Source organism: Stakelama portus, from assembly GCF_003171655.1.
In the GTDB taxonomy this organism is placed as follows: Bacteria; Pseudomonadota; Alphaproteobacteria; order Sphingomonadales; family Sphingomonadaceae; genus Sphingomonas; species Sphingomonas portus.
This window is the reverse complement of record NZ_QFZL01000005.1, coordinates 166,370-189,763: the sequence shown is the minus strand read 5'-3', so window position 1 is coordinate 189,763 and position 23,394 is coordinate 166,370. Positions and strand designations below refer to the sequence as shown.

The following is a 23,394-nucleotide window of genomic DNA, read 5'->3' as shown; positions in this document are numbered from 1 at the left end:
ATAGAAAGGAAAGTGGAGAAGACAAGATGGGCACACTGGACGGGCAGCGCGGGGAGCCTGTGCGTCGGCGGGTGATCGCGGCGGCGGAACGGCTGCTTCGCCAGAATCGCCCGGATTTCTCGATGCGCGATCTGGCGACAGAGGCCGGTGTCAGCTTTGCCACGCCGTTCAACCAGTTCGGTAGCAAGAGCGGGATCATGCATGCGCTGTCGATGATCCGGATCGATGAGATGGCAGCTCGGTTCGCAGCCTCAGCGCAGGCGGACACGGCGCCGGAGCGGGTCGCGCGCGCGGTCGACATCGCGGTTGCCGTGATGATGGAGGAGCCGGAGGTGAACCGCGCGGTGATGAGCGCCCTTGGCGGCAGCGATCTCGAAGGCGGAACGGTTTTGGCGCGCTCCGCCGCTCTCTGGCGCCAGGCGCTGGGCGAAGGGGAAGGATTCGCGGACGACAGCCGGGCCGAAGTGCTGCAACACCTTCCCGACCAGCTCGCCCTGGCGTTTCGCGGTGCGCTCTCGTTCTGGACTGCCGGTGAACTTGCGGACGATGCCCTCGGCCCCGCCGCGCATGGGGTCGCGCGCGCGCTGTTGGCCGGCCACGGCGTCACCGCTTAGCGCAGCATTGCAAACGCATGCCATAGTGAGAACCGCCATTTGTGGTGGGACGATGGGGCCCTCGCTTTGAAAGGCGCGATGGATGGGGGCGATTGCGAATATCGTCTACGACGCCTCGACCTTGATTTTCGAACTTGTGGAACTGACGGGCCGGTAGTGCCCATCGTCCATCAGGTCACGCAAAGGGGATAGCTATCGGCATCGGGCATCATCGGACGGCATCAAGTCGGTTGGGCAACCTACGTCGCATGATCGCGTCAAAAAACTTTCACACGCGGTGACCGGTTTGGGGTGCCGCCCGAATAACAGATCATGCCGTTGCCATTTGCATCAAAACCGTTGCCCGGGATGAGCGCACACCAGCGCGAAGCGGATCGCTCTGCGGCATCGGGCCGCGACGCGTGGGGCGTCCTGATGGTGGCCGCGCAGAAGAGTCATGGCGGTGCCTATCGACGGCTGCTTGGAGAGCTGTCCGAGTGGCTGAGTCGGTATTTCCGACGGCGCCTGCCCGCCGGAGATGTCGACGATGCGGTGCAGGAGGCATTGATGGCGATCCACCGCAGGCGACATACGTTCGATCCGCGCTATCCGCTTGGCCCCTGGGTGGCGGCGATCGCCAAACACAAATGGGTCGACCAGCTGCGCAGGAGCGCAGGCCGGTCGACGGCGGAGCTGTCCGACGATCTGGCGGTTGGTGACCATGAATCGGCCATCACGAGCGCCACGGTGCTCGCCGGGCTGCTGGAGCAATTACGGCCCGAGCAGGCGCGCGGGATCATGCTGGTCAAGGTCCAGGGCTTCAGCATCCAGGACGCATCGCAGCAGACCGGACTTTCCGAGTCCGCAATCAAAATGAACATCCATCGCGGGCTGGGCTCGCTCACATCCTTTATAGAGAAGTCCGATGACCTCGACTGACGCTTTGATCCACGATCTTTCGGCCAATCTGGCGCCTGTAGAACGGCGGAAGATAGGGCGTGAGGCGCTCGCGGTGCTTGCGCTGGGCGTGGCCGAGCTGGCCCTGATCCTGATGTTGCACGGCCCGCGCGACGACATGGGGCAGGTGATCCTGTCGCCGTTCATGATCTGGAAGATCGGCAGCCTTGCGCTGCTCGCAGCGGTGAGCTGCGTCGCCGCCATGCGTTCGTTCGCACCGCAGCCCTCGTCGCGGCGATGGCTGCTGCCGATGCTGTTCATGGGTGCTGCGGTGATCGTCTCTGGCATATTGGTGACCCCGGCAGCCGATAGCGCCAGGAGCATCCTCGCGCGGCTCGACCCGGCGGAGGGCGTGATCTGCACGATGTGGATCATTATCCTGGCGCTGCCGATGGTAGCGTTGCTGGGCATGTTCATGCGCGAGGCGGCACCGATGCGCCCACGCCAGAGCGCTATCGCAGCAGGGCTTGCGGCGTCGATGTGCGGCGCGCTGGTGTTCACGGCGTGCTGCCGCATGAATGATCCGCTCTACATTATGGTCTGGTATTCGGTTGGCGTCATCGCGGTCACCGCTGCCGCACGCTGGCTGCTGCCCTGGCGCTTCCGACTCTAACCGTGTCGCGGCGCCGTTCGCCGCTCCTCTTCTCGGCCCTTTTTCCGCTCCGGGTGCACAGGCGCGCTTCGCGGCCGTCCACTTCGTGATGAAGGCAATCGACCCGGCGGCAACCGCGGGGGGCGCGGACGTGGCGCCCTATGCCGCTGTCGGCGCGCTGTACTTCGCGATCTCTGCCGGTTGGCAGCGTTCAGGAAGTACTGTTCGAAGCGTCGGGCAATGATGACCAGCTCGATCACAGCGGCTGCCGCGCTCACGCTTCCATCGAGCCATCTCTCGCTTATTTCGCATGCGGATACGGTGGCCAACCTCATCCTGATAGCTGCGAAACGAGGGGACGCGCGAAACGCTAATTGCTGACACAGAGCTAGCCCGCGTGTTCAACCACGCAACAGCTTTGGCAAACATACTACGGACTTGGGCTGCGGGTCTCTATGTAGATAAGAGCATCGGCCGTCTTGCTGCCGTAGTGAGAACACGCTGGGTGACCTGCAGCAGCGTATTTACGCCTGTATGGACTCGACGCGCTATGGAGACCGAAACCACGCTTCCCGATGGGCCGGATATCGCTCCGCGCATCCGCAAGGACCGACATGCACAGAAGGTAAGCGCGCCTAGCGGCCGTTGCGGCGCGGCGGGCCTGAAGCGAAGCGTCGCCCACCCCATCGACGGGGAGAGTCGAACCGCGCCGGCTTTGCAGCCGAGACAGAATTACCTTTGAAATTTCTCAGCCAAGGCGGCGAACTCGCTCAGGCACTTGGGATTGGCCATTGCGGACGGGTCGAGGATTCTTTCGACCGGCGCGCCTTCGAACAGGCGCTTGATCGGCAGTTCGAGCTTCTTCGAAGAAAGCGTGCGCGGCACGGCTGTCACTTCGATAATCCGGTCGGGCGTGAAGCGCGGTGACAGTTCGGCACGGATCGCGCCGCGAATGGCGGCATGGGTGGCTTCGCGATCGGCACCGGGTGCGGGAACGATGAAAAGCAGCAGTTCGCTGTCGCTGTCTTCCCGCCGGACGTCGATAACCAGCGAATCCGCGACGCTGTCCAGCCGTTCGACCGCAGAGTAGATTTCACTCGTTCCCATCCGGTGGCCGCCGCGGTTGATCGTGGCGTCGCTGCGCCCGAAAATCTCGCAGGTGCCGTCCGGTTCGATCTTCAGCCAGTCGCCATGGCGCCAGACGCCGGGATAGAGGTCGAAATAGGAATCGCGATACCGGCTGCCATCGGTATCACCCCACAGATAGAGCGGCATGTTGGGAAGCGGCCGGGTGCAGACCAGTTCGCCAACCGCGTCGATCACCGATCTGCCGTCTTCGTCCCAGGCTTCGACCGCAGCGCCGAGCTGGCGGCACTGCAGCTTGCCCCGTGCCTCGGGCAGTTCGCGGTTGCCGGTGCAAAAGGCGCCGCAGATATCGGTGCCGCCCGAACTATTGAGCCACCAGATATCGCGGCACCCGGCAGCCGCGATTCGTTCGCTGATGTCCGACTGGACCGCGGCGGGGAGCGGCGATGCGGTGCTGCCGAGCGCGCGCAACCGGGAGAGGTCGCCGAGCTGCGAAAAATCGAGCCCCGACTTGGCGCACAGGGTGAAAAATTGTGCGCCGGACCCGAAAAACGTCACCCTGTTGCGCGCGACGAAACGCCAAAGCGTGCCCCAGTCGGGCGTATCGCGCGATCCCATCGGGCTGCCGTCGAAAATGCAGATGGTCGCACCGCTCAGCAGGCCGCCGATCTGCGTGTTCCACATCATCCATCCGGTCGAACTGAACCAGTGGAACCGCTCGCCGGGCGTGCGGTCGCCATAGCTTGCGCCGAGGTCCGAATGGATGCGCCCGGCGGCCGAACCGAGCAGGATGCCGCCATGGCCATGGACCAGCGCCTTGGGTTTGCCCGTAGTGCCGCTCGAATAGACGATCCACAGCGGATGATCGAAGGGAAGCCATTCGGGTTCGAAAGCATCGACCTCCGTACCGGTCGCCGACTGCATCGCGCCGAAATCATGCGCATCGGCGAAGTCGCCCGTCCCCAGTCCGGAGCGGACCAGAACCAGCGCTTCGACGCTGGGCAACGCGTCGCGAAGCTGCTGCACGGTTCCGCTGAGGTCGAGTGCGCGACCGGCATAGAATACACCGTCGGTGGCGATCAGGACCTTTGGTTCGATCTGGCGGAACCGGTCGAGAATGGCCGGCACGCCCATGTCCGGCGCGCAGATCGCCCACACTGCGCCGATCGACGCGCAGGCGAGGAACGCGATCGCCGCTTCAGGCCGGTTGGGCAGATAGGCGGCCACGCGGTCGCCGCGCGCGACACCCAGGTCGCGCAATGCCAGCGCGAAGGCGGAAACCCGGCGCGCCAGCGCGGTCCAGCTGATCGTCTCCACTGGCCCGCGCTCGTCCTCCGCAATGATGGCGGGATGCCCCGAAGCCTCGGCCACGGCGACATGGCGGAACATCTGCCGAGCATAATTGACGCGCACGCCCGGGCACCAGCGCGCGCCGGGCATGGCGTTGGACGCGAGCATTTGTTGGGGCGTGTCGGGCGATTCGATCCCGTCGAAATTCCACACGGCGCGCCAAAAGGCGTCGGGCCGTTCGACCGACCAGCGGTGCAGCGCCTCGAAATCGTCGAAACGGGGATTGCCGGCATCGACCAGGCTCTGCCGGAACCGCGCAATCAGCGGCGAGGGAGTCATGGCAGTCTCCTGCTGAGAAAAAGGGTTCAGCCGGCGGCCGCGGCGGGCTCGCTTTGTCGCGCGGCTTCGACGATCAGATTGGTCGTTCGGCGCAGATGTTCGACCGTGACGTCGACGAGCCGATCTGCCTCGCGCGCCAGCGCCAGCTCGACGATCGCATGATGTTCGTCGGGAACGTTGCGCTCGGCATCGATATGAAGCGAAAGACCGCGATAGCGTTCGGACTGCTCGTACAACTGGTTATGCAGCGCGAGCAGACGGCGGCTGCCGCAAGCGCTGACCAGCGCCTGATGGAACGCAGCGTGGCGGGTAACCCATTCGGGATTGAGCTTGGGTTCCGTGTCGCCGACGATCACCGGCTCACCGCGCAACCGGTGTTCGGCCGCTAATATGCCGGCTTCCCAATCGACATCGCCGTGTTCGACCGAACGGCGCAGCGCCACAGCCTCGATCTCGCAGCGCAGATCGGTGAGATCCTGCAGATCGGCGATGGAAAGCGGCGCCACGGCAAAACCGCGCTGATCGCGCGATACGACCAGCTGTTCGGGAACGAGCCGCGACAGCGCCTCACGCACCGCGCCCGGGCTGACTTCCAGCTCCTCAGCGAGTTCCTGGATCTTGAGCTTCTTTTCGGGAACGTGGCGGCCGTTGAGAATGTCCGACCGGATCACCTCATAGGCCATGGTCGTCTGGCTGCGCGGGCCGTCCCGGTCCAGATCGGGAATATCTCTAATCTGCAGCATAATCCATTTTCACACCGATCACGTTCATTAGGTGGCACAAAGCGAAGCGCCGCGCCATATCCCGCGCGAAGCGGTTCGGCGGTCAGTGCGCCGCGTTCGCCACGACACGATTTTCGATGACGCCGACACCATCGATTTCGCAGCGTACGACATCGCCGGGCTGGAGGAAGCTCGGCGGCGACATCGCGGCGCCCACGCCATTGGGGGTTCCGGTCGCGATCAGGTCGCCCGATTCAAGCGTGAACGCCGTCGAGAGATAGGAAATCTGGTCCCAGATGTCATAGACCAGCTGATCGGTATTGCCGTCCTGCCGCAGCTCGCCGTTGACATAGCAGCGCAGCCGGAGCGTATGCGGATCGGCAATCTCGTCGGCGGTGACGATCCAGGGGCCGATCGGTCCATGCGTGTCGAACGACTTGCCGACGGTGAATGTCGGCGAATGCTGCTGCCAGTCGCGCGCGGAGACATCGTTGCACACCAGATAGCCGAAGACATGGTCTCGCGCTTGGTCCCTGCTCGCCCCCTTGGCGGGTTTGCCTATGACTACGCCCAGTTCGACCTCATAATCGAGCGCGGCCGAAACCCCCGGATCGGTGTCGGCGAAGGGGCCGGTGATGCAGCTCGTCTGCTTGTTGAACCAGAACTGATTCTTCGGCGTGTCGACACCCAGCTTCTTGGCTTCCTCGATATGCTTGCGATAGTTCATGCCGATCGCGAGATATTTTCCGGGCCGCTCGATCGGCGCGAGCAGCGTCGCCTGGTCGAGCGGCAGCGCGTCCGCGCCCGCGTCACGGATCACTGCGATTTCGCGCAGCGCGTCACCGCCGCCCGCGACGATGGAAAGCATCGTGGGATAGCGCGCTTCGAGCGTATCAAGCGGGATGATCTCGCTGTCCCGGACAACGCCCAGTCGTGTCTTTCCGGCATCATCGAAACGCACCAATCGCATCAGCTTCTCCTGTTCTACCTCGGTCGCACGCGGGGATTCGCCCTTGCATCGTTCCCAAGCATAATGACCAAAAAACCGATTTGACTAGAAAAAAAATGTTTTTATGACTTATTGGGCAAGGTCGAGAGCGGGCACAGGGTGCCGTTGCCGGCCTTTCACCGGCGGCAACGCCCCCAAGGCCGACCGCGAGGACACGATAGGAGCAGGCTGACATGACGGATGATTCGGATTGGGCCGCCACGGTCGAAAAGGTGCGTGCCGACCCGCGACTGGCGCGCTGCACTGATCCGGTCGTCCGGGCGGTCGACATCGCGCATGTCCGCTTCAGCCGCACCGACGTGAAGCGCCAAGCCGACTTTCTCGCCGATTTCGGGTTGCACGAGACGGGCCGCGCGCAAGGCTGGACCGCCTTTTCCGCAGTCGGCGGCTACGGGCCATGCTATTTGCTCAGCGAAGGCGATGATGCGTTTCGCGGGCTGGCGCTTGCGGTCGGTTCGCGGAGCGATCTCGAACGTCTGGCCGCGCTGCCGGACGCATCGGCGATCGAACCCGCGCTTTGCTGGCCCGAGGGCGAACAGGTGAAGCTGACCGATCCGGCGGGGAACCGCGTGCATGCGGTCCACGGGCCGCTTGCCCCGGCGGCCGCGCCCCGCGAGTCGCTGTCGCACAATATCGACGGCGAGCTTCGCCGGCTCAACGCCATGCAGCGTCCGCCCGCCCAGCCGGCGACGATCCTGCGGCTGGGGCACGCGGTGCTGGGCGTGGTCGATTTCTTCCGCTGCGTGCGCTGGTACATGGATCATTTCGGACTGATTCCGTCCGACGTCCAGACGATCGGCGAGGGCGATCCCGCGCTGATGTTCATGCGCTGCGACCGGGGCGACACGCCCACCGACCATCACACGCTGGTGATCGCGCAGAATGTGGTCAACGGGTTCAGCCACTGCGCCTTCGAATGCATCGATGTCGATGATATCGCGATGGGGCAGGAATGGCTGCATTCGCGCGGCTGGAAACATGCCTGGGGGATGGGCCGCCACCTGCTGGGCAGTCAGATCTTCAATTACTGGCGCGACCCCGTTGGCGCCAAGCACGAACATTTCATCGACAGCGACAAGTTTACCGCCGCCCGCCCGCCCGATGTCTCGCCGCTATCGAGCGGAGGGCTCTACCAATGGGGGCCACCGGTGCCGGCCGATTTCGAAAAGCCCAAAATGTCGCCCCGGCTTTTATGGCGCGCCTTTCGCAACGTTCGCGCGAGCGAGGAAATGTCCTTCGCCCGCGCCAGGGCGCTGATGCGGGCGATGAAGGACCCGCCGCGCCCCTGGCACTGATCCCGCCTACCACTGCGTCCGCAAAAGACGGGCTTCAATCGAATCAAACCAAGGAGTGACGGATATGCGAACGAAACTGGCGGTTGCGCTGCTGCCCCTCATGCTGGGCGCGGAAACTGCCTCGGCGCCGCCAGCGGCGCCCGCGCAGGACGTCCGTTTCGTCACGCTGGGCACCAATTCGGGCCCGATTCCCAATCCGGAGCGCGCCGAACCTGCCAATCTGCTTAAGGTAGGTGACCGGAATATCCTGATCGACGCCGGCGACGGCGCGGCGTGGCAACTCGCCAAGGCGGGCGTTCACCTGCCCGAAATCCACACCATCTTCATCAGCCACTTGCATTTCGACCATACCGGCGGCCTGTTCGCCCTGATCAGCCAGCGCTATCAGATGCTCGAACCCAGCCCGCTCGCGATTTACGGCCCGCCGGGTACCAAGGCGCTGGTCGACGACCTGGTCGCGGCGATCATGGCGTCGAGCATGGGTGGCAACAATATGCGCGCCTTCATGCCCGGCGATCCCGCCGCCAATCTTCACGTTACCGAATTGACCGACGGGGCCGAGGTCGCGCTCGGCGATGTGAAGGTGAAGGCGGTCCGCAACACGCATTACGTGGCGACCCCGGGTGGCGACGCGCCCGATGCGCTCTCCTTCGCCTATCGTTTCGACACACCGCACAGATCGGTGGTCTTCACCGGCGACACCGGACCTAGCGAGGCGGTCGAGCAACTCGCGAAGGGTGCCGATCTGCTGGTGGCGGAGGTCATGGACCCCGACATCTCGCTCGTCAGCATTTTCGCGGACAATCCGGACACGCCGATGATGATCCGCGACATGATCGCCGACCATTTCCGCCGCGAGCATCTCTCGCCACAGGAGGTCGGCGAAATGGCGCGGCGCGCGGGCGTGAAGCAGTTGGTCCTCACGCATGACGCGATCCCCGACGACGATATCCCCGCTGCGCGCGAGACGATCGCCAAATATTATGCCGGCCCGTTCGCCTTCGCGAATGATCTCGACAGTTTCTGACGCGAGAGGCGCTCGGCGATGCTGCTTCCCGAAAAGGCGATCGATGTCCACGCCCATTTCCTGCCGCCCGCCTATCGCGAAGCGTTGCGTTGCGCCGGGCTGACCCGGCTCGATGGCGGTATTCCAGTGCCCGACTGGTCACCCGAAGCGGCGATCGGTCTCATGGACGAACTGGGAATTGCCGGGGCGCTGCTTTCGGTTTCGTCTCCCTTCGCGGTGGCACTGGCCGACGGCGAGGCCCCGCGTCTGTGCCGGGAAGTGAACAATTATGCCGCCGAACTGAAGACGAACTATCCCACCCGTTTCGGCGCGCTCGCGATGCTGCCCGCACCGATGGTCCCCGAAAGCCTCGCCGAGCTTGAGCATGCGCTCGACACGCTCGGGCTCGACGGTGTCGCGTTGCCGACAAACGCGGCGGGCGCGTATCTGGGCGAGGCCGCGTTCGCGCCCTTGCTCGATGCGCTCGACGAGCGGGGAGCGAATGTCTTCGTCCACCCCACCATGCCCTGCTGCTTCGAAGCCTTCGGGCTGGGACTGCCGGCACCGATGATCGAATTTCCGTTCGATTCGACGCGTGCGATCGCAAGCCTGCTCTATTCGGGCGCCCTCGACCGGCGCTGCAATATCCGTTTCATCTTCAGCCATGGCGGCGGACCGACCTCGTTCCTTGCCTCGCGCCTCACGCTGATCGGCGGCTCGCCGATCGTCGGCGAGCGGGCTTTGCCCGCGGCAGAAGCACGGCAGTGGCTGGCGCGCTGGCAGTATGATCTGACGCTGGTCGGATCGCCCGGCGAGGTCGAACTGCTTCGCGCGATGGCACCGGTTTCGCGCGCAGCTGCGGGTGCCCCGGATGACCAACCAGAATGACGGAGACGATGTGTCGATGAACGAACGGGCCGATATCGTCGTCGCCGGGCTTGGCCCGGTCGGCGCAGTGCTTGCCTGCCTGTTGGGCCAGCAGGGGCTGAACGTGATTGCGCTCGAGCGGTCGCACGAAGTCTATCCATTGCCGCGCGCGGCGCATTTCGATCACGAGATCATGCGCGTGTTCCAGTCGATCGGAATAGCCGACGAGGTCCTGAAGCACGCCGAGCCCGCGGGTCCGTACGAGTTCCGCAATGCCAAGGGCGAACTGCTGATGGACGCCCAGCTTGGCGAGCGCGGCGTTTCGGGTTGGGCGGCTTCCTATATGTTCAACCAGCCGGGCGTGGAGCGGGCGCTGCGCGCGCGGCTCGCCGCGATGGCCAATGTCTCGGTACGGCTGGGGCAGGCATTTACCGGGTTCGCGGAGGCCGGTGACCATGTCGATGTCACCGCGACGGGGGAAGACGGTAGCAGGACGGTAATCGAGGCGCGCTACCTCGTCGGATGCGACGGCGCGCGCAGTGCGGTGCGCGATGCGATGGGCGTGGGCCTCGACGATTATCAGTTCGACGAGCCATGGCTGGTGGTGGACACCATTCCCGACGATCCTGAGAGCGTGCCCAGGGTGAATCTGCAGATCTGCGATCCCGCCCGGCCGACGACCTGCGTGCGGATGGGACCGGGGCGTCATCGCTGGGAATTCATGCTGCTGCCCGGCGAGGACCCTGACCGCGCGCTTGATCCGGATTTTGTCGAAACGCTGCTCGAACCGTGGAACGCCAGGGTCGAGATCGAGCGCCGCGCGGTCTATCGCTTCCATGGGCTGGTGGCGAAACAGTGGCGCGACGGGCGGCTGCTGCTGGCCGGCGATGCCGCGCACCAGACCCCGCCCTTTGCCGGGCAGGGCATGTGCTCGGGCATCCGTGACGCGGTGAACCTGGCCTGGAAACTGGGCGAGATTTTCCGGAACGGCGCCGAGGATGCGCTGCTCGAGACCTATCAGGCTGAGCGCGAGCCGTGTACGCGCAGCTATATCGAGCTCGCCATCCATATGGGTCGCCTCGTATGCTCGCTCGATCCCGAAGTGGCGGCGCAGCGCGATGCGGCGATGCTTGCTGCCGCTGCAGCCGGTACCGAAATCCCGTTGCCGCAGCCCTGCGGACCCGGGCGCGAGCATGGCGTTTTCGTCCCGGGCGATTCGGCTGCGGGAACCATCTTTCCGCAATTCGTGGCCGGTGATTCGGTCCGGCTAGACGATGCGATCGGGCCCGGTACCTGGCTGATCGACCGGAAGGGCGGAGCCGATACGCCCGGACTTCGCCACCTTGCCACGTCGGACAGAGAACTTGCGCCCTTCCGCGAAGCGATCGAGGCATGGCTCGACGAACAGGAGGCGCAGGCCGTGCTGGTACGCCCGGACCGCTATGTCTTCGGCACCGGAACGGCGGGGGAACTGGCCGAGCGATGGCAGGGCATGCTCGGCCTGGCCCAGCCCGGCGGCGTGTTTGCGGAATAAAGGGGACCTGTTCGAAACGGGGGCGCAAGACCGTGGTTAGGGCCGACCGCACGGCATCCGGATTCGTCCGTCCTTGACGTCCCCGGCGGGCGGCCCAGTCGGAAAAGTACGAAAAACAAAGAGATTACCGTGGCTTGCATCGCCACGAATTGGAGATTGACTAGTTCTGCAAATAATATATTTTTTCCTATAAAAATAAGATAAGGAGGGGTTTAATATGCAGAAATACAAGTTGTTCCTGTGTTCGGTCGCGGCAGGCGCGCTGCTCGCCACACCGGCATGCGCGCAGGACGCCGGCACCGATTCCAAGGGACCGGACAACACGCAATCCAGTGCCGCACCCGAAATCGTCGTGACCGCGCGCAAGCGCAGCGAGTTGGCGCAGGAAGTGCCCGCCACCGTCGGCCGGATCGATGCGGACACCATCGCCGCGCGCGGCGTTCAGGACTTCACCGATATTTCCTCGGTCGCGCCTGCGATCAACATATCCGATGCACCCTTGCCCAACGCCTTTTCGATCACGATCCGCGGACTGGGGTCGGAGCCGGGCAATCCGTCGTTCGACAGTTCGGTCTCGCTCTTCGTCGACGGCGTCTACACGCCGCGCTCGCGTGAATTTTCGACCTCGCTGTTCGATGTCGGCAGCATCGAAACGGTGAAGGGCACACAGGCGGCGCTGCTCGGCAAGAATACCAGCCTGGGCGCCGTCAACCTGATCACGCGCAAGCCCGGCCAGGACTTCGGCTTCGACATTCGCGCCACGCGCGAGTTCGAGGTTTATAAGAACCGGGTGGAGGGAGGCATCGACCTTCCCGTTACCCAGGACCTGCGCTTTCGCGTGGCCGGCCTGTACAACTATAATCGCGGGGCGATCGAAAATCTGATCGACGGCAGCTACGGGCCTGCCTCGGAAACCACGGCCGGACGTATCGTCGGCGTCTGGACCCCTGATCCGGCGGTTGAAATCACCGCCATGTTCCAGTTGAGCCACGATGTCAGCGACGGCGCCACCGCCGAACTGGTGCGCAGCACGGGCGTTCCGGAAGCACTGGGGGCCGCGGCCGGCTATCCCGGCGCGGTCGACGCGGATCTCGACAACCGCACCGCCATCTATTCGCCCGCGCTGGGCGGCGCCGGGCATGGTGACCTGCACAGCCATCGCGGATCGGTGACGATCGACTGGTCGCTCGGCGAATACACGCTCACCGCGCAGACCGGCTATACCCAGTCCACGTCGGATGCGAACAGCAATGTTGCGTTCGTTCCCGGCGATTATGGGCTGCAATATGTCAGCGACAGTTCGGAGCAATTCTCGCAGGAAGTGCGGCTCGCCTCGCCCGACAGCCGGGCGTTCCGCTTCATCGTCGGCGCGCTCTATCTCGACGGCAGTTATGACAACGACACCACGGGAAGCTTCCATTATCCCGGCGCAACGCCGGTCACCGGCGTGTCGCTCACCAAGTTCCGGCAGGATGATCGCGCGATTTCGACCTTCGGTCAGGTCGATTATGAGGCGGTGCGCGATGTCACCATCTCGCTCGGCCTGCGCTACACCAACGAGAAGAAGTCGGTCGATCTGGCGCGCACGGCGATTGAGCCGGGCATCTACAGCCAGGTTGTTCTGCCGCCCTATGCGCCCTTTTCGATGTCGAAGACGGAGGGCAATGTCGATGCGTCGCTCGGGCTCAGCTATCAGGTGACGCCCGATATTCTCGTCTATGGTTCGGTGGGACAGGGGACCAAGGCTGGCGGCTTCGCCCAGTCCGCCTCCTATCTCGACCAGTCGGAATATGATCCGGAGCGTGCTCGCACCGGCGAAATCGGCTTCAAGAGCCAGTTCCTCGATCGCCGGCTGACCGTGAATGCGGCGGCATTCTTTACCAAGGTCAGGGATTTTCAGCTCGTCACCTTCACCGGGCTGGCGTTCGAGGTCGATAACACCAACCTCGAAACCTATGGCCTGGAATCGGAAATCCGCTGGACCGCGAATCGCGACTTCAGCTTTTTCTGGAACAACACCTACGCCCATGCCCGCGACACCGTTACCGACAGCGACACGACCCATGCTCCGCGCTGGAGCGGCGTAGCCGGTTTCTCGCTGCATCCGCGGATCAGCGGCGATCTGCGCTTCTCGCTCGATGGCGACCTGACCTATCGTTCCAGCGAGGCCGGTCAGCGTAATCAGGCCAATGTCATCCGTATCCCTGGCTCGCAGCGGGTCAATGTGAGCATGGGGCTGGTCAGCGATCAGGGTTGGAGTATCCGGCTGATCGGCAAGAACCTGAACGACGAACGCAATTTCGGCTTCGTTTTCCCCGGCCCGCTGATGCCCGCCGGCAATGTTTTCGCGATCCCGGAATCACCGCGGACCATCGCGCTGCAACTGGGGTTCAAATATTGACGTGCCGGGGCTGGCTCGTTCGGCTGAGGTGGTCCCGGTTTTCTGATCAGGTCACCAAGCTAATCCCGACGTGAGGACGGACGGGAATGAAAACGACGAGGAGGCGCTACGGCCGATGCATTCCGGCGGGCAGGCGCCCGAGGACCCGGCCCGCACGGGAACCAGCGCCGAACGAGACCGTCGGCAGCCTGGCTGTCTCCTCTGGCGACTGCCGAAACTCGGGCTGCCGTTGCCCGGCGATCTCGGCAAGCCGATCCTCGACCATCAGCGTGGGGCGATGCTTGTCGAAGGGCCAGCCACTGTGCCCGCTCCCGATACCACCGAGCGCGATCGCAAGCTCGCCGAGGTGCGCGCCGCGCGCGAATCACCGTTGCTCGCCGTCATCGCTACCCGCTCTTCGCCGACTGCCTTCGGATAGAGAATCGCCGCATGGCGCTTCGTCTTTGGCGTGATCAGCGCACCGCGCAGCACCGAGGTCGGGCCGGCTTCGCAGCGGCCGGTCGCCACCCCGTAGCGAAACTCTCGGCTCGCTAAGGAGCGGCAACGGCGCGCGGTCTCGGGCGTGCCTGCCAAAGTTCGACCCGCTGGGATGCACTTCGATGTATAGTCCGCGCTCGTCGGCGCGCTTGTAAATGCGGTCCTGCGGCTTGAGCGTGCGAATCTCCCGATCCCTCAAAGCCATGGCGAACATTCCCGTTCAAATGGTTCAGCCTGAGCGACCCTTCCCGATCCCCACGAAATGGCTCCTGGGCCATCGAATTTTGGGGTCACCAATTGGCCCCAAACGGTGGCCCCAAATGTGGGGGCGTCCGATGAAATCTGATCGGACGGCTTGATATCCGACACCGTGGAAAATGGCAGATTTCTGCCGTTTTTTCGATGGTTCTGGGATGTTTTTAGGGGGAAATGGTGCCAGAAGAGGCATCACATTCGAGCTAGTTTTTTAAGTCTTATCAGATGGTTAAAAATTCGGCTATCTCCAAAAAGCCCTCAAAAGGCCCTCAAAACCCGTCTAATGCATTGGTTCGATGCCTTTTTCAGGACTCAGCATTAGCGCTAATCCCGCTTTGATATCGTCATTGCAAGTCAGCAAGAACGGTCAGCAAACCACCTTCGCACAGCCATCCGATCACGTGGTTATCCCGCAAATTCACGTTTTCGCAAATTGCGGGATAAATCATCTCGAAGCTTCTATTCGTCCACCGTAACCTCGTCGCGCACCTCCGGGCTGATAGGACGCTCAACCGCCTGTTTGGCTTCCTGCAATAGCTCTGGTGTGAGATCGGTCGTCCGCGCGGGGAGTGGCGTGCCGTCGCCCATCTCACCGTTCCTTTCGATATCTTCGATCAGCAACTTCATCTCTGCAATTTCTTTGACCTGAGCCTCGATGATCGAGTCCGCCAGCTTGCGAACACGCGGATCGGTGATCTCGGCCCGCGCGCTCGTCATGATTGCGATCGAATGGTGAGGGATCATAGCGGACATGTACTCTTCGTCGTTGACGGTCGCCTGGCTGCGGACCAGCCACAGCGCCACCGCAAAGACCAGCGCGCCTACGCCCAGGATGATGAAGTTCTTGGTCTTGTCCTTGTACATGCCCCACATGAAGAGGAGCATGACGATCATCATCATGCCGCCCATAACGAACGTCATCCAAAAGCGCGTCTCGCTCCAGAACACGTGATTAAGCTCGTATGTGTTTAGATACATCAGGCCGAACATGATCGCGGTCGACGTCGCCACCATCGCCATGAAGCGCCAGTAGTGGCTTCCACCACCGTTCTGCTGGTGGTCCGCGCTGTGGTTGTCAGCCATTCAATCCTCCTGTTGGCTCATCGTCTTGTATACGTACTGGGCTGTGCAGCTGATCAGGATGAAACCCGTCAGCGACGCGATGCCCGCAATCACCCTGAGATGATCGGTTGGATAGATGTCGCCCAGGCCCACTGTCGTCACGGTGATCAGGGCGAAGTAATAATAATCCATGGGCAACATGGCCGGTTCCTTGGCGAACCCGCCAAGACCGAGCGAGGCTGCCCATGCGAAACCGGCCGCGAAGACAACGGCTACCATCATGTGGCTGATGAGAACGAGCAATGAGCCGCCCGTTAGTCTCAGACCGGTCGGCGCAAGCCCCGGCGGTGCAAGCTTCTTCGCCAGGCGCAGCATGGCGAGATGCAATGTCAGCGAAGCAAGGAAGAGCGCTATTCCGATAGCCGTTGCCGCGATCATGCCCGACCTTCGCTCAAGGTTGGAAGGCTGAGCCCGCGAAGACGCAGGGCATTGGCGATGACCGACACCGACGAGAGGCTCATGGCCGCGGCGGCGATCATTGGATTGAGAAGAAGGCCAAAGGCGGGAAACAGCACGCCCGCTGCCACCGGGATGCCGAGCGCATTGTATCCGAACGCGAATACGAGGTTTTGGCGAATATTGCGCATGGTGGCGCGCGACAGGACGATCGCCTGGAGAACACCGGTCAGGTCGCCGCGAACCAGCGTGACGCCAGCGCTTTCGATTGCCACGTCGGTGCCGGTTCCCATCGCAATGCCGACATCCGCCGCCGCCAGCGCCGGCGCATCGTTGATGCCGTCCCCTGCCATCGCAACGCGCTTGCCGGCGGCCTTGAGAGCCTCGATCTTGCGATGCTTGTCCTCGGGCGACACATTGGCCTCGACCTCGTCGATACCGAGCTGGCGGGCCACGGCTTCGGCGGTGGCCCGGCTATCGCCGGTCAGCATGACCACTTCGATCCCGCGCTCGTGCAGCGCCCGAATGGCCGCAGCGCTGGTCGGCTTGATCGGATCGGCGACCGCGATCAGCCCTGCCGGTGCGCCATCGATGGCCACGAACATCACGGTCTGGCCCTGGGAGCGTCCGGCTTCTGCGGACGCGAGCCATTCCGCATCATCGATACCGAGCCGCCGCATCAGTTTCTCGTTACCAATGGCGACCTTCCGCGGTCCCACGCGCGCCTCGACACCCTCGCCGGTAGTCGACGACAAATCAGACGCTGCCTCGAACGCCACGCCTCGCGCCTTGGCGCCTTCAACTATTGCATGGGCAAGCGGATGCTCGCTCCCCGATTCGACCGCGGCGACGGCGGAAAGGAACTCGGCCTCGTCCAGGCCCACTCGGGGAGTGACGGCGACGAGATCAGGCTTGCCCATGGTGAGAGTGCCCGTCTTGTCGACCACCAGCGTGTCGATCTTTTCGAGCGTCTCGAGCGCCTCGGCGTTGCGGATGAGGATGCCGTGCTGGGCGCCCTTGCCGGTCCCGGTCATGATCGACATCGGCGTTGCGAGGCCGAGCGCGCATGGGCAGGCAATGATGAGAACGGCGATTGCGTTGACCAGCGCATAGGCAAGCGCGGGGAATGGCCTCCAGATGGCCCAGACGATAAAGGTAACGACCGCGATCACGACCACGGAAGGCACGAACCAGGCCGCGACCTGATCGGCCAGACGCTGGATCGGTGCGCGGCTGCGCTGAGCTTCGGCGACCATTTGGACGATCTTGGACAGCATCGTGTCCTTGCCGACCGCGCCCGCCCGCATAACGAAGCCGCCGGTCTGGTTGACCGTTCCGCCGATCACCTGGTCGCCGGCCTTTTTGGAAACAGGCAGCGGCTCGCCGCTGATCATGGACTCGTCAATGGCGCTCGCGCCCTCGGTCACTTCGCCATCGACCGGCACCTTGTCACCCGGGCGGACGCGGAGCAGGTCACCGCTTGCCAATTGGTCGAGCGACACTTCGCGCTCGTCGCCGCTGCCGAAGATCTTGAGCGCGGTCGGCGGCGCAAGTTCGAGCAGTGCACGCAGCGCGCTCGAGGTTGAGCCCCGCGCCCTGAGTTCGAGCACCTGGCCAAGTAGGACGAGCGTGGTGATGACCGCCGCTGCTTCGTAATATACCCCAACCCGACCCGAATGATCGCGGAAGGGGGGCGGGAATATATCGGGAAGGAGAGTCGCGACGAGGCTAAACAGGAATGCGATCGCAACGCCGAAGCCGATCAGCGTAAACATGTTGAGGTTGCGGGTCCTGAGCGACTGCCATGCGCGCTCGAAGAAAGGCCAGCCGCCCCAAAGTACGACCGGTGTAGCGAGGGCCAGCTGCGCCCATTGCGCACGTGCCGGTTCGATCAGCCGGTCGAAGCTGATCCCGGGCACCATGTCGCTCATCGCGTAGGCGAACAACGGCAGGGTGAAGAGCGCGCTGACCCAGAAGCGGCGGGTCATGTCGACGAGTTCGGGATCGGGGCCATCCTCGAGGCTGACCGTCTCGGGCTCCAGAGCCATTCCGCAGATGGGGCAGCTTCCCGGTCCTACCTGCCGGATCTCGGGATGCATGGGACAGGTGTAGATCGTCCCTTCGGGAACGTCTTCGACCTGCATGGGATGCGCGCCCGACAGATAGTGCTCCGGATCGCTGACGAACTTGTCCTTGCATCGTGCCGAACAGAAGTAATGGGTCGCGCCATCGTGCTCGGCGACATGAGCCGCGCTTTCGATCGTCACGCTCATGCTGCAGACGGGGTCGACGGCGGTAGCTTCACCTTCCGCGTGATTTGCGTGGTGGGTGTCGCAACAGCTCATGGATTGCCTCCTCTGCTTCGCAGGTGCGTATGACTGAAATCAGGGATAGGATGCGAAAACCTCGCGGCGGCCGTTGCCGAACGCTATTACCTGGTACGGTTGGACTTTGCCCCCCGCTTCCATGCCGGGCGATCCGAGCGGCATACCGGCGACCGCGAGCCCTTCGACCCAGTCGGTCCTTTCCGCGAGCAGGCGTTCGACTTCGGCGGCGGGTACGTGGCCCTCGATGACGTAGCGATCCGCGATCAGGGTGTGACACGAACGAAGGTCATCAGGGACGCCGTTCTGCGTCTTTACCGACGCCATGTCGGGGTGATCGACCGTGGCGACTTCGTGCCGGTCGCCCTGCCGCATGTGCGCGGCCCAGGCTTCGCAGCATCCGCAGCTGGGATCGCGATACATGGTGAAGCTGGCTGCCTGCGCCGCGCCCGTACAGGCTGCGAGCAACATCGTGCCAAGTATGGGGAGAAGCGGGCGACGGGTCGGATTTCTGCGTTGGCTCATCAGTTGTGTCCCATTGCTTTCATGTCTTCGTCGGACATGGTGGTCATGTCATGGCCCGCATGCGGATCAGCGGCGGGCGTTGCGGCTGCCGTCGGCGTGGGGGTTGCGACGGGTGCCGGCGCGACCTTGCGAGCGGAAGGCACGGGCGCACTGGTGGTTGCAGGCTGCGGACTCGACGCGGCGACTGGCGCATCAGATCGCGGCTCGGAGACCGGCTCGGTGACCGCCTCGGAAGCAACCGGAGCGGGGGTAGCGACAGCCGCCTCGGCTGCCGGAGTTTCCTCCTCCACCGGAGCGGCGGCATCACTGCATGCATACAGCGGGAGCAGGAGCGCTGGCGCAAGCAACGACTTTCCGGCGCAGGCGAAAGAATTGAAACGCATGGCAGGCTCCTTCAGAGTTTGAGGTGATTGAGACCATGAGCGAGTTCGCCGCCCATGTAGCCCTGAGCGATCAGTAGGACCGCAAGCGGAAAAAGCGTCAGGCGAAGAGCAAGGCGCGATTGCGGATTTCGGTAAGCGATCCAGGCTGCCACCAGGCCAAGGGCGGCGATCAGCATCCCGTTCCAGCGGTGAAGCTGCATGACGGTATCGCCGCCGAACCACAGTCCGGTATGTATCCACCCGAACAGCGCTGCCACGACAGATCCCGCAGCGCCGCCGTAGATCATGATCTTCATGGCCGCTTCGCGTTCTGAAGTACGGCGGGACATTACGAACATCTCGATTAGCGCAGCCATCAGCAAGAGCGCTATCGGGAAGTGGACGGTTGCCGGATGCAGGCTCTTGAGAGCTCCGGTTATGCCTTCACTCTCAACCTGCTCGGCATCATGGCCTTGCGTGGTTTCGTTGGGAACTGCGGCGCTGCCCATCGTTTCCATTTCGTGACCGGGCTGAGCACGGACCTCAGCGGTTACAGCAGGACGCGTGCCCTCCTCCCCATGCTTCTCGTCGCCGTGCGCGAACGCAACCGTTGCCGAGAGAAGAAGAGCCAGGCTGGCCAAAAGGCGTAGAACGGAGTTCACCGCTTGGCCTTCTCGAAAAGGTCGACCAGTTCGCCGAATTTCTGCTTCTGTTCGTCGGCGTCACCGCTGGCGATCGCTTCAGCCACGCAGCAAGCCGCATGGCGCTTCAAGATTTCGCTCTCGGCACGGCCGAGAGCAGCTTTGATCGCCTGGACCTGGTTCAGGACGTCGATGCAGTAACGATCATCCTCGATCATCTGCGCCACGCCGCGCACCTGTCCCTCGATCCTGCGAAGACGATTTACGATGCGGGAACCATCGGTTGCTGCCACGTTTAGCACTCCATCGGCGACGATACCCTCCCGGGTATCTTGCAATACTCCTGGGGGGTATATATGTCAGCGGCCGAAGGAGTTGCAAGACCCATGAGTGAATTGCTGGTTTCGCGTCGACGACTTTTGGGAGCGGGAGCGGTCGGTGCAGGCGCCTTGGCCCTGCCGGCCTGGGCCCGCGGCGCCGACCTTCACGGCGGCGGCCCCATCCGCGCTGGCTTCGATGAAGTCTCGGGTCGGGACATCGCGCTGACCATCGGCGAAGGCCCGCGCGTCGTGCAGGGCCGCCGCGGACACGCAGTCGCCGTGAACGGTAGCGTGCCCGGTCCGCTGGTGCGCCTGCGCGAAGGTCAGCCGGTTCGCCTCGCGGTCACGAACACTCTTGATGAGGACAGCTCGATCCATTGGCATGGCCTGCTGCTGCCGTTCCAGTTCGATGGCGTCCCTGGCGTCAGCTTCCCCGGGATTAAGCCGGGTGAGACCTTCGTCTACGACATCCCTGCGCTTCGCCAGCACGGCACCTACTGGTGGCACAGCCATTCGGGACTGCAGGAACAGGCGGGGCATTACGGGCCGATCGTGGTCGAACCCTCCGGCCCGGACGCGGTGCAGGCAGACCGCGATTACGTGCTGCTGCTGAGCGATTTCACCCCGCTCCACCCGCACACCATCATGGACAAGCTGAAGAAGGGCGAAGGCTACTTCAATTACCAGCAGAACACTTGGACCGACGACTATCCACTCTCTGGCGAAGACCGGCGGATGTGGGCGCGCATGCGCATGATGGCGACCGACATCCTGGACGTGACGGGCTCGACTTACACCTATCTCGCCAACGGACGCGGCCCGGAAGAGGGTCTCGAGTTCCTATTTAATCCCGGCGAGCGGGTGCGGCTGCGCGTCATCAACGGCAGCGCGATGACCTTCTTCAACGTCCGCATTCCCGGGGTGAAGTTCTGGGTGGTTGGCGCCGATGGGCAAAACGTGCGCCCGGTCGAGGTCGAGGAGTTCCAGATCGGCACGGCGGAGACCTACGACATCGTTGTCGAGCCGACCGGTGAGGCGCGGACAATCGTGGCCGAGAGCATGGACCGGTCGGGCATGGCGGTGGCGACCCTCGCCTCGCGTCCCGGCGCGCGGGCTCCTATCCCGCCCTTGCGCGATCCGCCGCTTCTGACGATGGCGGACATGGGTATGAGCCACGGGTCGGGTGGAATGGACCATGGCAGCGGCGACATGGCCGGCATGGATCATACGGCCATGGGCCATGACATGTCATCGCAGGGTGCGACCCCCGATCCGATGTCCGGAATGGATATGAGCGGCATGAACATGCGCGACACGTCCCTGCTGCCGCCCAGTGTGAAGGTCGGCCCCGGTATCGACATGGTGTCGATGAATCCGGTCGATCGCATGGGCGATCCTGGCCTTGGGCTGGACGACGTGCCGCACAAAGTCCTGAACTACAAAGATCTTGTCGCGCTCGAACCGAACGACGATCTGCGCCGCCCGTCACGACAAATGGAGATTCATCTGACCGGCAATATGGAGCGCTACATGTGGTCGTTCGACGGCAAGAAGTTCACCGCCGTGAGCGACGATCCGATCCGCTTCGCCTATAACGAACGCGTGCGGGTCAAACTCGTCAACGACACGATGATGGCGCACCCGATCCACCTGCACGGCCATTTCTTCGAACTGGTCAACGGCGCGCCTGCCGATCGCCAGCCGCAGAAGCACACGGTGATCGTCCAGCCCGGCGGCAGCGCGACCTTCGACCTCACCGCCGACGAACAGGGCGACTGGGCCTTCCACTGCCATCTGCTCTACCACATGCATTCGGGCATGTTTCAGATCGTGACCGTCGCCAAGCCGCCTTCGGCACCCGATGTGAAGCGGGTGGGAGAAGACTGATGCGCCTGGTCGTCGCCATGCTCCTCGCGAGCGCCGCAACTCCCGCTATCGCACAGGACCATTCAGGTCACGCGCTGCCTAGCGCGCAATCGCCAGCCCAGACCGAATGCGAACAGGAAGCCGCACGCCATCGCGCCATGGGCCATCCGGTGCCCGAGGGGGCTTGTGAGCCTGCCACGCCACCGGGGGAACCAGTCTCCGCCGATCGGCACGAGGGCCATTCTGGCATGGATCATTCGCAGATGGACCACGCTCAAATGGAAGGAATGGACCATTCCGCCATGGACCATTCGGCGATGGATCATAGCGAGATGCCGGCGATGGAACATTCCAATATGGAAAGCATGGACCACGCGGCGATGGGCCATGAAGGGATGCAATCGTCCGGCCAAGCGCCGATGGACCATCAGACGATGGACCATGGAGACATGGACCACGGAGCCATGGACCATGGCACGATGGACATGACACCCATCCCACAAGGACCGCCTCCGGCAGCGGCGGGATCGGGACCGCCCCGCGCCGCCGACGCGATCTGGGGCGCCGAAGCGATGCGCGCCTCGCGCGATGCTCTGCGCGCCGAGAACGGCGGGATGAACGTGTTCTGGTTCCAGGGCGATCGGGCTGAGTATCGCGCACGGGAAGGTGGCGATGGTTACTTGTGGGACGTGCAAGGCTATTACGGCGGCGACCTCGACAAATTCTGGTTCAAGAGCGAGGGCGAAGGTACCTTCGGAGAGAAGCCCGAGTCCGCCGAAATCCAAGGCCTTTGGAGCCACGCGATCGGTCCTTGGTGGGACCTGCAGGCTGGTGTTCGACAGGACCTGACCGGTCCCGAACGCACCCATGCCGTCATCGGCGTGCAGGGACTTGCACCTTATATGTTCGAGATCGACGCGGCCGCGTTCCTGTCCACCAAAGGCGATCTGACGGCACGTGTGGAAGCCGAACTAGACCAGCGCATTACCCAGCGCCTGATCCTGCAACCGCGCGCCGAAGTGAACCTGTCAGCGCAGGACATTCCCGAACTGGGTGTCGGAGCAGGTCTCGAATCGGTCGAACTCGGACTGCGGCTGCGCTACGAATTCGCGCGTGAATTCGCGCCCTATGTCGGCGTTGAACAGGAATGGAAGGTGGGCCAAAGCGCCGACTATGCCCGCATTGCGGGCGAGGATCCGAGCGTGACCAACTACGTTGTGGGCGTCCGATTCTGGTTTTGAACACCGCCGCTTAGTGTGGGCGAATGGCGGGCCTTCATTTTTGATGTGTTCAATTTAGGACAGCTAATGAACATCCTATTTGGATGATCACGTAGCTTTTTTGGGACTCAACATTGGTTCTGCGGCTACTGAAGTCAGGGCGGGATCAATGTACGCCTTGCACCTCATTTCGGT

21 protein-coding genes and 1 pseudogene are annotated in these 23,394 nt (G+C 63.4%); 11 read left to right on the top strand and 11 right to left on the bottom strand.

Annotation, left to right across the window (positions count from 1 at the left end):
* Positions 1-26 precede the first annotated feature (26 nt).
* The 3 genes from DKB74_RS14985 (at position 27) to DKB74_RS14975 (ending at position 2,163) form a co-directional block, all read left to right on the top strand.
* Positions 27-614, top strand: a complete 588-nt coding sequence (locus DKB74_RS14985) for a TetR/AcrR family transcriptional regulator (RefSeq protein ID WP_109808986.1) — start codon at positions 27-29, stop codon at positions 612-614.
* Between the two features lie 312 nt (positions 615-926).
* A complete protein-coding gene (locus tag DKB74_RS14980; protein WP_239987543.1) occupies positions 927-1,532 on the top strand; it encodes a sigma-70 family RNA polymerase sigma factor in 606 nt (201 codons plus the stop codon).
* Positions 1,519-2,163 (top strand): NrsF family protein, encoded by a 645-nt coding sequence (locus DKB74_RS14975; RefSeq protein WP_109808985.1) that lies wholly within the window; start codon positions 1,519-1,521, stop codon positions 2,161-2,163. The genes DKB74_RS14980 and DKB74_RS14975 overlap by 14 nt, the downstream gene beginning before the upstream one ends.
* A gap of 711 nt (positions 2,164-2,874) precedes the next feature.
* On the opposite strand, the gene DKB74_RS14970 is transcribed toward DKB74_RS14975, so the two are convergent.
* The 3 genes from DKB74_RS14970 to DKB74_RS14960 form a co-directional block, all read right to left on the bottom strand.
* Complete coding sequence (locus DKB74_RS14970; protein ID WP_275658173.1) at positions 2,875-4,887, bottom strand: acetoacetate--CoA ligase; 2,013 nt, start codon at positions 4,885-4,887, stop codon at positions 2,875-2,877.
* A complete protein-coding gene (locus tag DKB74_RS14965; protein ID WP_109808983.1) occupies positions 4,884-5,600 on the bottom strand; it encodes a GntR family transcriptional regulator in 717 nt (238 codons plus the stop codon). The genes DKB74_RS14970 and DKB74_RS14965 overlap by 4 nt, the downstream gene beginning before the upstream one ends.
* A gap of 82 nt (positions 5,601-5,682) precedes the next feature.
* Positions 5,683-6,549 (bottom strand): fumarylacetoacetate hydrolase family protein, encoded by an 867-nt coding sequence (locus DKB74_RS14960; protein ID WP_109808982.1) that lies wholly within the window; start codon positions 6,547-6,549, stop codon positions 5,683-5,685.
* A gap of 212 nt (positions 6,550-6,761) precedes the next feature.
* On the opposite strand from DKB74_RS14960, the gene DKB74_RS14955 reads away from it, so the two are divergent.
* The 6 genes from DKB74_RS14955 (at position 6,762) to DKB74_RS18730 (ending at position 14,109) form a co-directional block, all read left to right on the top strand.
* A complete protein-coding gene (locus DKB74_RS14955; RefSeq protein WP_109808981.1) occupies positions 6,762-7,883 on the top strand; it encodes a VOC family protein in 1,122 nt (373 codons plus the stop codon).
* A gap of 64 nt (positions 7,884-7,947) precedes the next feature.
* Positions 7,948-8,910 (top strand): MBL fold metallo-hydrolase, encoded by a 963-nt coding sequence (locus tag DKB74_RS14950; protein ID WP_109808980.1) that lies wholly within the window; start codon positions 7,948-7,950, stop codon positions 8,908-8,910.
* Positions 8,911-8,928: 18 nt separating this feature from the next.
* Positions 8,929-9,777 (top strand): amidohydrolase family protein, encoded by an 849-nt coding sequence (locus tag DKB74_RS14945; RefSeq protein WP_109808979.1) that lies wholly within the window; start codon positions 8,929-8,931, stop codon positions 9,775-9,777.
* Complete coding sequence (gene mhpA / locus DKB74_RS14940) at positions 9,761-11,290, top strand: bifunctional 3-(3-hydroxy-phenyl)propionate/3-hydroxycinnamic acid hydroxylase MhpA (RefSeq protein ID WP_109808978.1); 1,530 nt, start codon at positions 9,761-9,763, stop codon at positions 11,288-11,290. The genes DKB74_RS14945 and mhpA overlap by 17 nt, the downstream gene beginning before the upstream one ends.
* Before the next feature lie 217 nt (positions 11,291-11,507).
* Positions 11,508-13,691, top strand: a complete 2,184-nt coding sequence (locus DKB74_RS14935; RefSeq protein ID WP_109808977.1) for a TonB-dependent receptor — start codon at positions 11,508-11,510, stop codon at positions 13,689-13,691.
* Positions 13,692-13,920: 229 nt separating this feature from the next.
* Positions 13,921-14,109: a hypothetical protein gene (locus DKB74_RS18730; protein WP_154670836.1), complete on the top strand. Its 189-nt coding sequence runs from the start codon at positions 13,921-13,923 to the stop codon at positions 14,107-14,109.
* 89 nt (positions 14,110-14,198) lie between these two features.
* Here the strand turns inward: DKB74_RS18730 and DKB74_RS19150 are convergent.
* From DKB74_RS19150 to DKB74_RS14895, 8 genes and pseudogenes are all read right to left on the bottom strand, one after another.
* Positions 14,199-14,264, bottom strand: a pseudogene (locus DKB74_RS19150) (hypothetical protein); the annotation flags it as partial.
* A gap of 618 nt (positions 14,265-14,882) precedes the next feature.
* On the bottom strand, positions 14,883-15,506 hold the full coding sequence (locus DKB74_RS14925; protein ID WP_193504476.1) for a DUF305 domain-containing protein: 624 nt from the start codon (positions 15,504-15,506) through the stop codon (positions 14,883-14,885).
* Positions 15,507-15,923 carry an ion channel gene (locus DKB74_RS14920; protein ID WP_109808976.1) on the bottom strand — a complete coding sequence of 139 codons (417 nt, stop codon included), beginning with the start codon at positions 15,921-15,923 and terminating at the stop codon, positions 15,507-15,509.
* Positions 15,920-18,286, bottom strand: coding sequence for a heavy metal translocating P-type ATPase (locus DKB74_RS14915; protein WP_109808975.1), 2,367 nt, complete (start codon positions 18,284-18,286; stop codon positions 15,920-15,922). The genes DKB74_RS14920 and DKB74_RS14915 overlap by 4 nt, the downstream gene beginning before the upstream one ends.
* Positions 18,287-18,325: 39 nt before the next feature.
* The gene (locus DKB74_RS14910) at positions 18,326-18,790 is read right to left on the bottom strand and encodes a DUF411 domain-containing protein (protein ID WP_109808974.1); all 465 of its coding nucleotides are present in this window, start codon (positions 18,788-18,790) and stop codon (positions 18,326-18,328) included.
* A complete protein-coding gene (locus tag DKB74_RS14905) occupies positions 18,790-19,173 on the bottom strand; it encodes a hypothetical protein (protein ID WP_109808973.1) in 384 nt (127 codons plus the stop codon). The genes DKB74_RS14910 and DKB74_RS14905 overlap by 1 nt, the downstream gene beginning before the upstream one ends.
* A gap of 11 nt (positions 19,174-19,184) precedes the next feature.
* Entirely contained in the window at positions 19,185-19,814 is a 630-nt protein-coding gene (locus tag DKB74_RS14900) for a DUF2231 domain-containing protein (protein WP_239987542.1), read from the bottom strand.
* Complete coding sequence (locus DKB74_RS14895) at positions 19,811-20,086, bottom strand: metal-sensitive transcriptional regulator (RefSeq protein WP_109808972.1); 276 nt, start codon at positions 20,084-20,086, stop codon at positions 19,811-19,813. Before DKB74_RS14895 ends, DKB74_RS14900 begins: the two co-directional genes overlap by 4 nt.
* A gap of 93 nt (positions 20,087-20,179) precedes the next feature.
* On the opposite strand from DKB74_RS14895, the gene DKB74_RS14890 reads away from it, so the two are divergent.
* Both DKB74_RS14890 and DKB74_RS14885 read left to right on the top strand, forming a co-directional pair.
* Positions 20,180-22,000 carry a copper resistance system multicopper oxidase gene (locus tag DKB74_RS14890; protein WP_109808971.1) on the top strand — a complete coding sequence of 607 codons (1,821 nt, stop codon included), beginning with the start codon at positions 20,180-20,182 and terminating at the stop codon, positions 21,998-22,000.
* Positions 22,000-23,220: a copper resistance protein B gene (locus tag DKB74_RS14885; protein ID WP_109808970.1), complete on the top strand. Its 1,221-nt coding sequence runs from the start codon at positions 22,000-22,002 to the stop codon at positions 23,218-23,220. Before DKB74_RS14890 ends, DKB74_RS14885 begins: the two co-directional genes overlap by 1 nt.
* The last annotated feature ends 174 nt before the right edge of the window (positions 23,221-23,394 follow it).

Bases quoted from the DNA above. Each gene is read 5' to 3' on its own strand.
- DKB74_RS14985 (WP_109808986.1), top strand. From the start codon at position 27: ATGGGCACACTGGACGGGCAGCGCGGGGAGCCTGTGCGTCGGCGGGTG.
- DKB74_RS14980 (WP_239987543.1), top strand. From the start codon at position 927: ATGCCGTTGCCATTTGCATCAAAACCGTTGCCCGGGATGAGCGCACAC.
- DKB74_RS14975 (WP_109808985.1), top strand. From the start codon at position 1,519: ATGACCTCGACTGACGCTTTGATCCACGATCTTTCGGCCAATCTGGCG.
- DKB74_RS14965 (WP_109808983.1), bottom strand. From the start codon at position 5,600: ATGCTGCAGATTAGAGATATTCCCGATCTGGACCGGGACGGCCCGCGC.
- DKB74_RS14960 (WP_109808982.1), bottom strand. From the start codon at position 6,549: ATGCGATTGGTGCGTTTCGATGATGCCGGAAAGACACGACTGGGCGTT.
- DKB74_RS14955 (WP_109808981.1), top strand. From the start codon at position 6,762: ATGACGGATGATTCGGATTGGGCCGCCACGGTCGAAAAGGTGCGTGCC.
- DKB74_RS14950 (WP_109808980.1), top strand. From the start codon at position 7,948: ATGCGAACGAAACTGGCGGTTGCGCTGCTGCCCCTCATGCTGGGCGCG.
- DKB74_RS14945 (WP_109808979.1), top strand. From the start codon at position 8,929: ATGCTGCTTCCCGAAAAGGCGATCGATGTCCACGCCCATTTCCTGCCG.
- mhpA (WP_109808978.1), top strand. From the start codon at position 9,761: ATGACCAACCAGAATGACGGAGACGATGTGTCGATGAACGAACGGGCC.
- DKB74_RS14935 (WP_109808977.1), top strand. From the start codon at position 11,508: ATGCAGAAATACAAGTTGTTCCTGTGTTCGGTCGCGGCAGGCGCGCTG.
- DKB74_RS14925 (WP_193504476.1), bottom strand. From the start codon at position 15,506: ATGGCTGACAACCACAGCGCGGACCACCAGCAGAACGGTGGTGGAAGC.
- DKB74_RS14920 (WP_109808976.1), bottom strand. From the start codon at position 15,923: ATGATCGCGGCAACGGCTATCGGAATAGCGCTCTTCCTTGCTTCGCTG.
- DKB74_RS14915 (WP_109808975.1), bottom strand. From the start codon at position 18,286: ATGAGCTGTTGCGACACCCACCACGCAAATCACGCGGAAGGTGAAGCT.
- DKB74_RS14910 (WP_109808974.1), bottom strand. From the start codon at position 18,790: ATGAGCCAACGCAGAAATCCGACCCGTCGCCCGCTTCTCCCCATACTT.
- DKB74_RS14905 (WP_109808973.1), bottom strand. From the start codon at position 19,173: ATGCGTTTCAATTCTTTCGCCTGCGCCGGAAAGTCGTTGCTTGCGCCA.
- DKB74_RS14890 (WP_109808971.1), top strand. From the start codon at position 20,180: ATGAGTGAATTGCTGGTTTCGCGTCGACGACTTTTGGGAGCGGGAGCG.
- DKB74_RS14885 (WP_109808970.1), top strand. From the start codon at position 22,000: ATGCGCCTGGTCGTCGCCATGCTCCTCGCGAGCGCCGCAACTCCCGCT.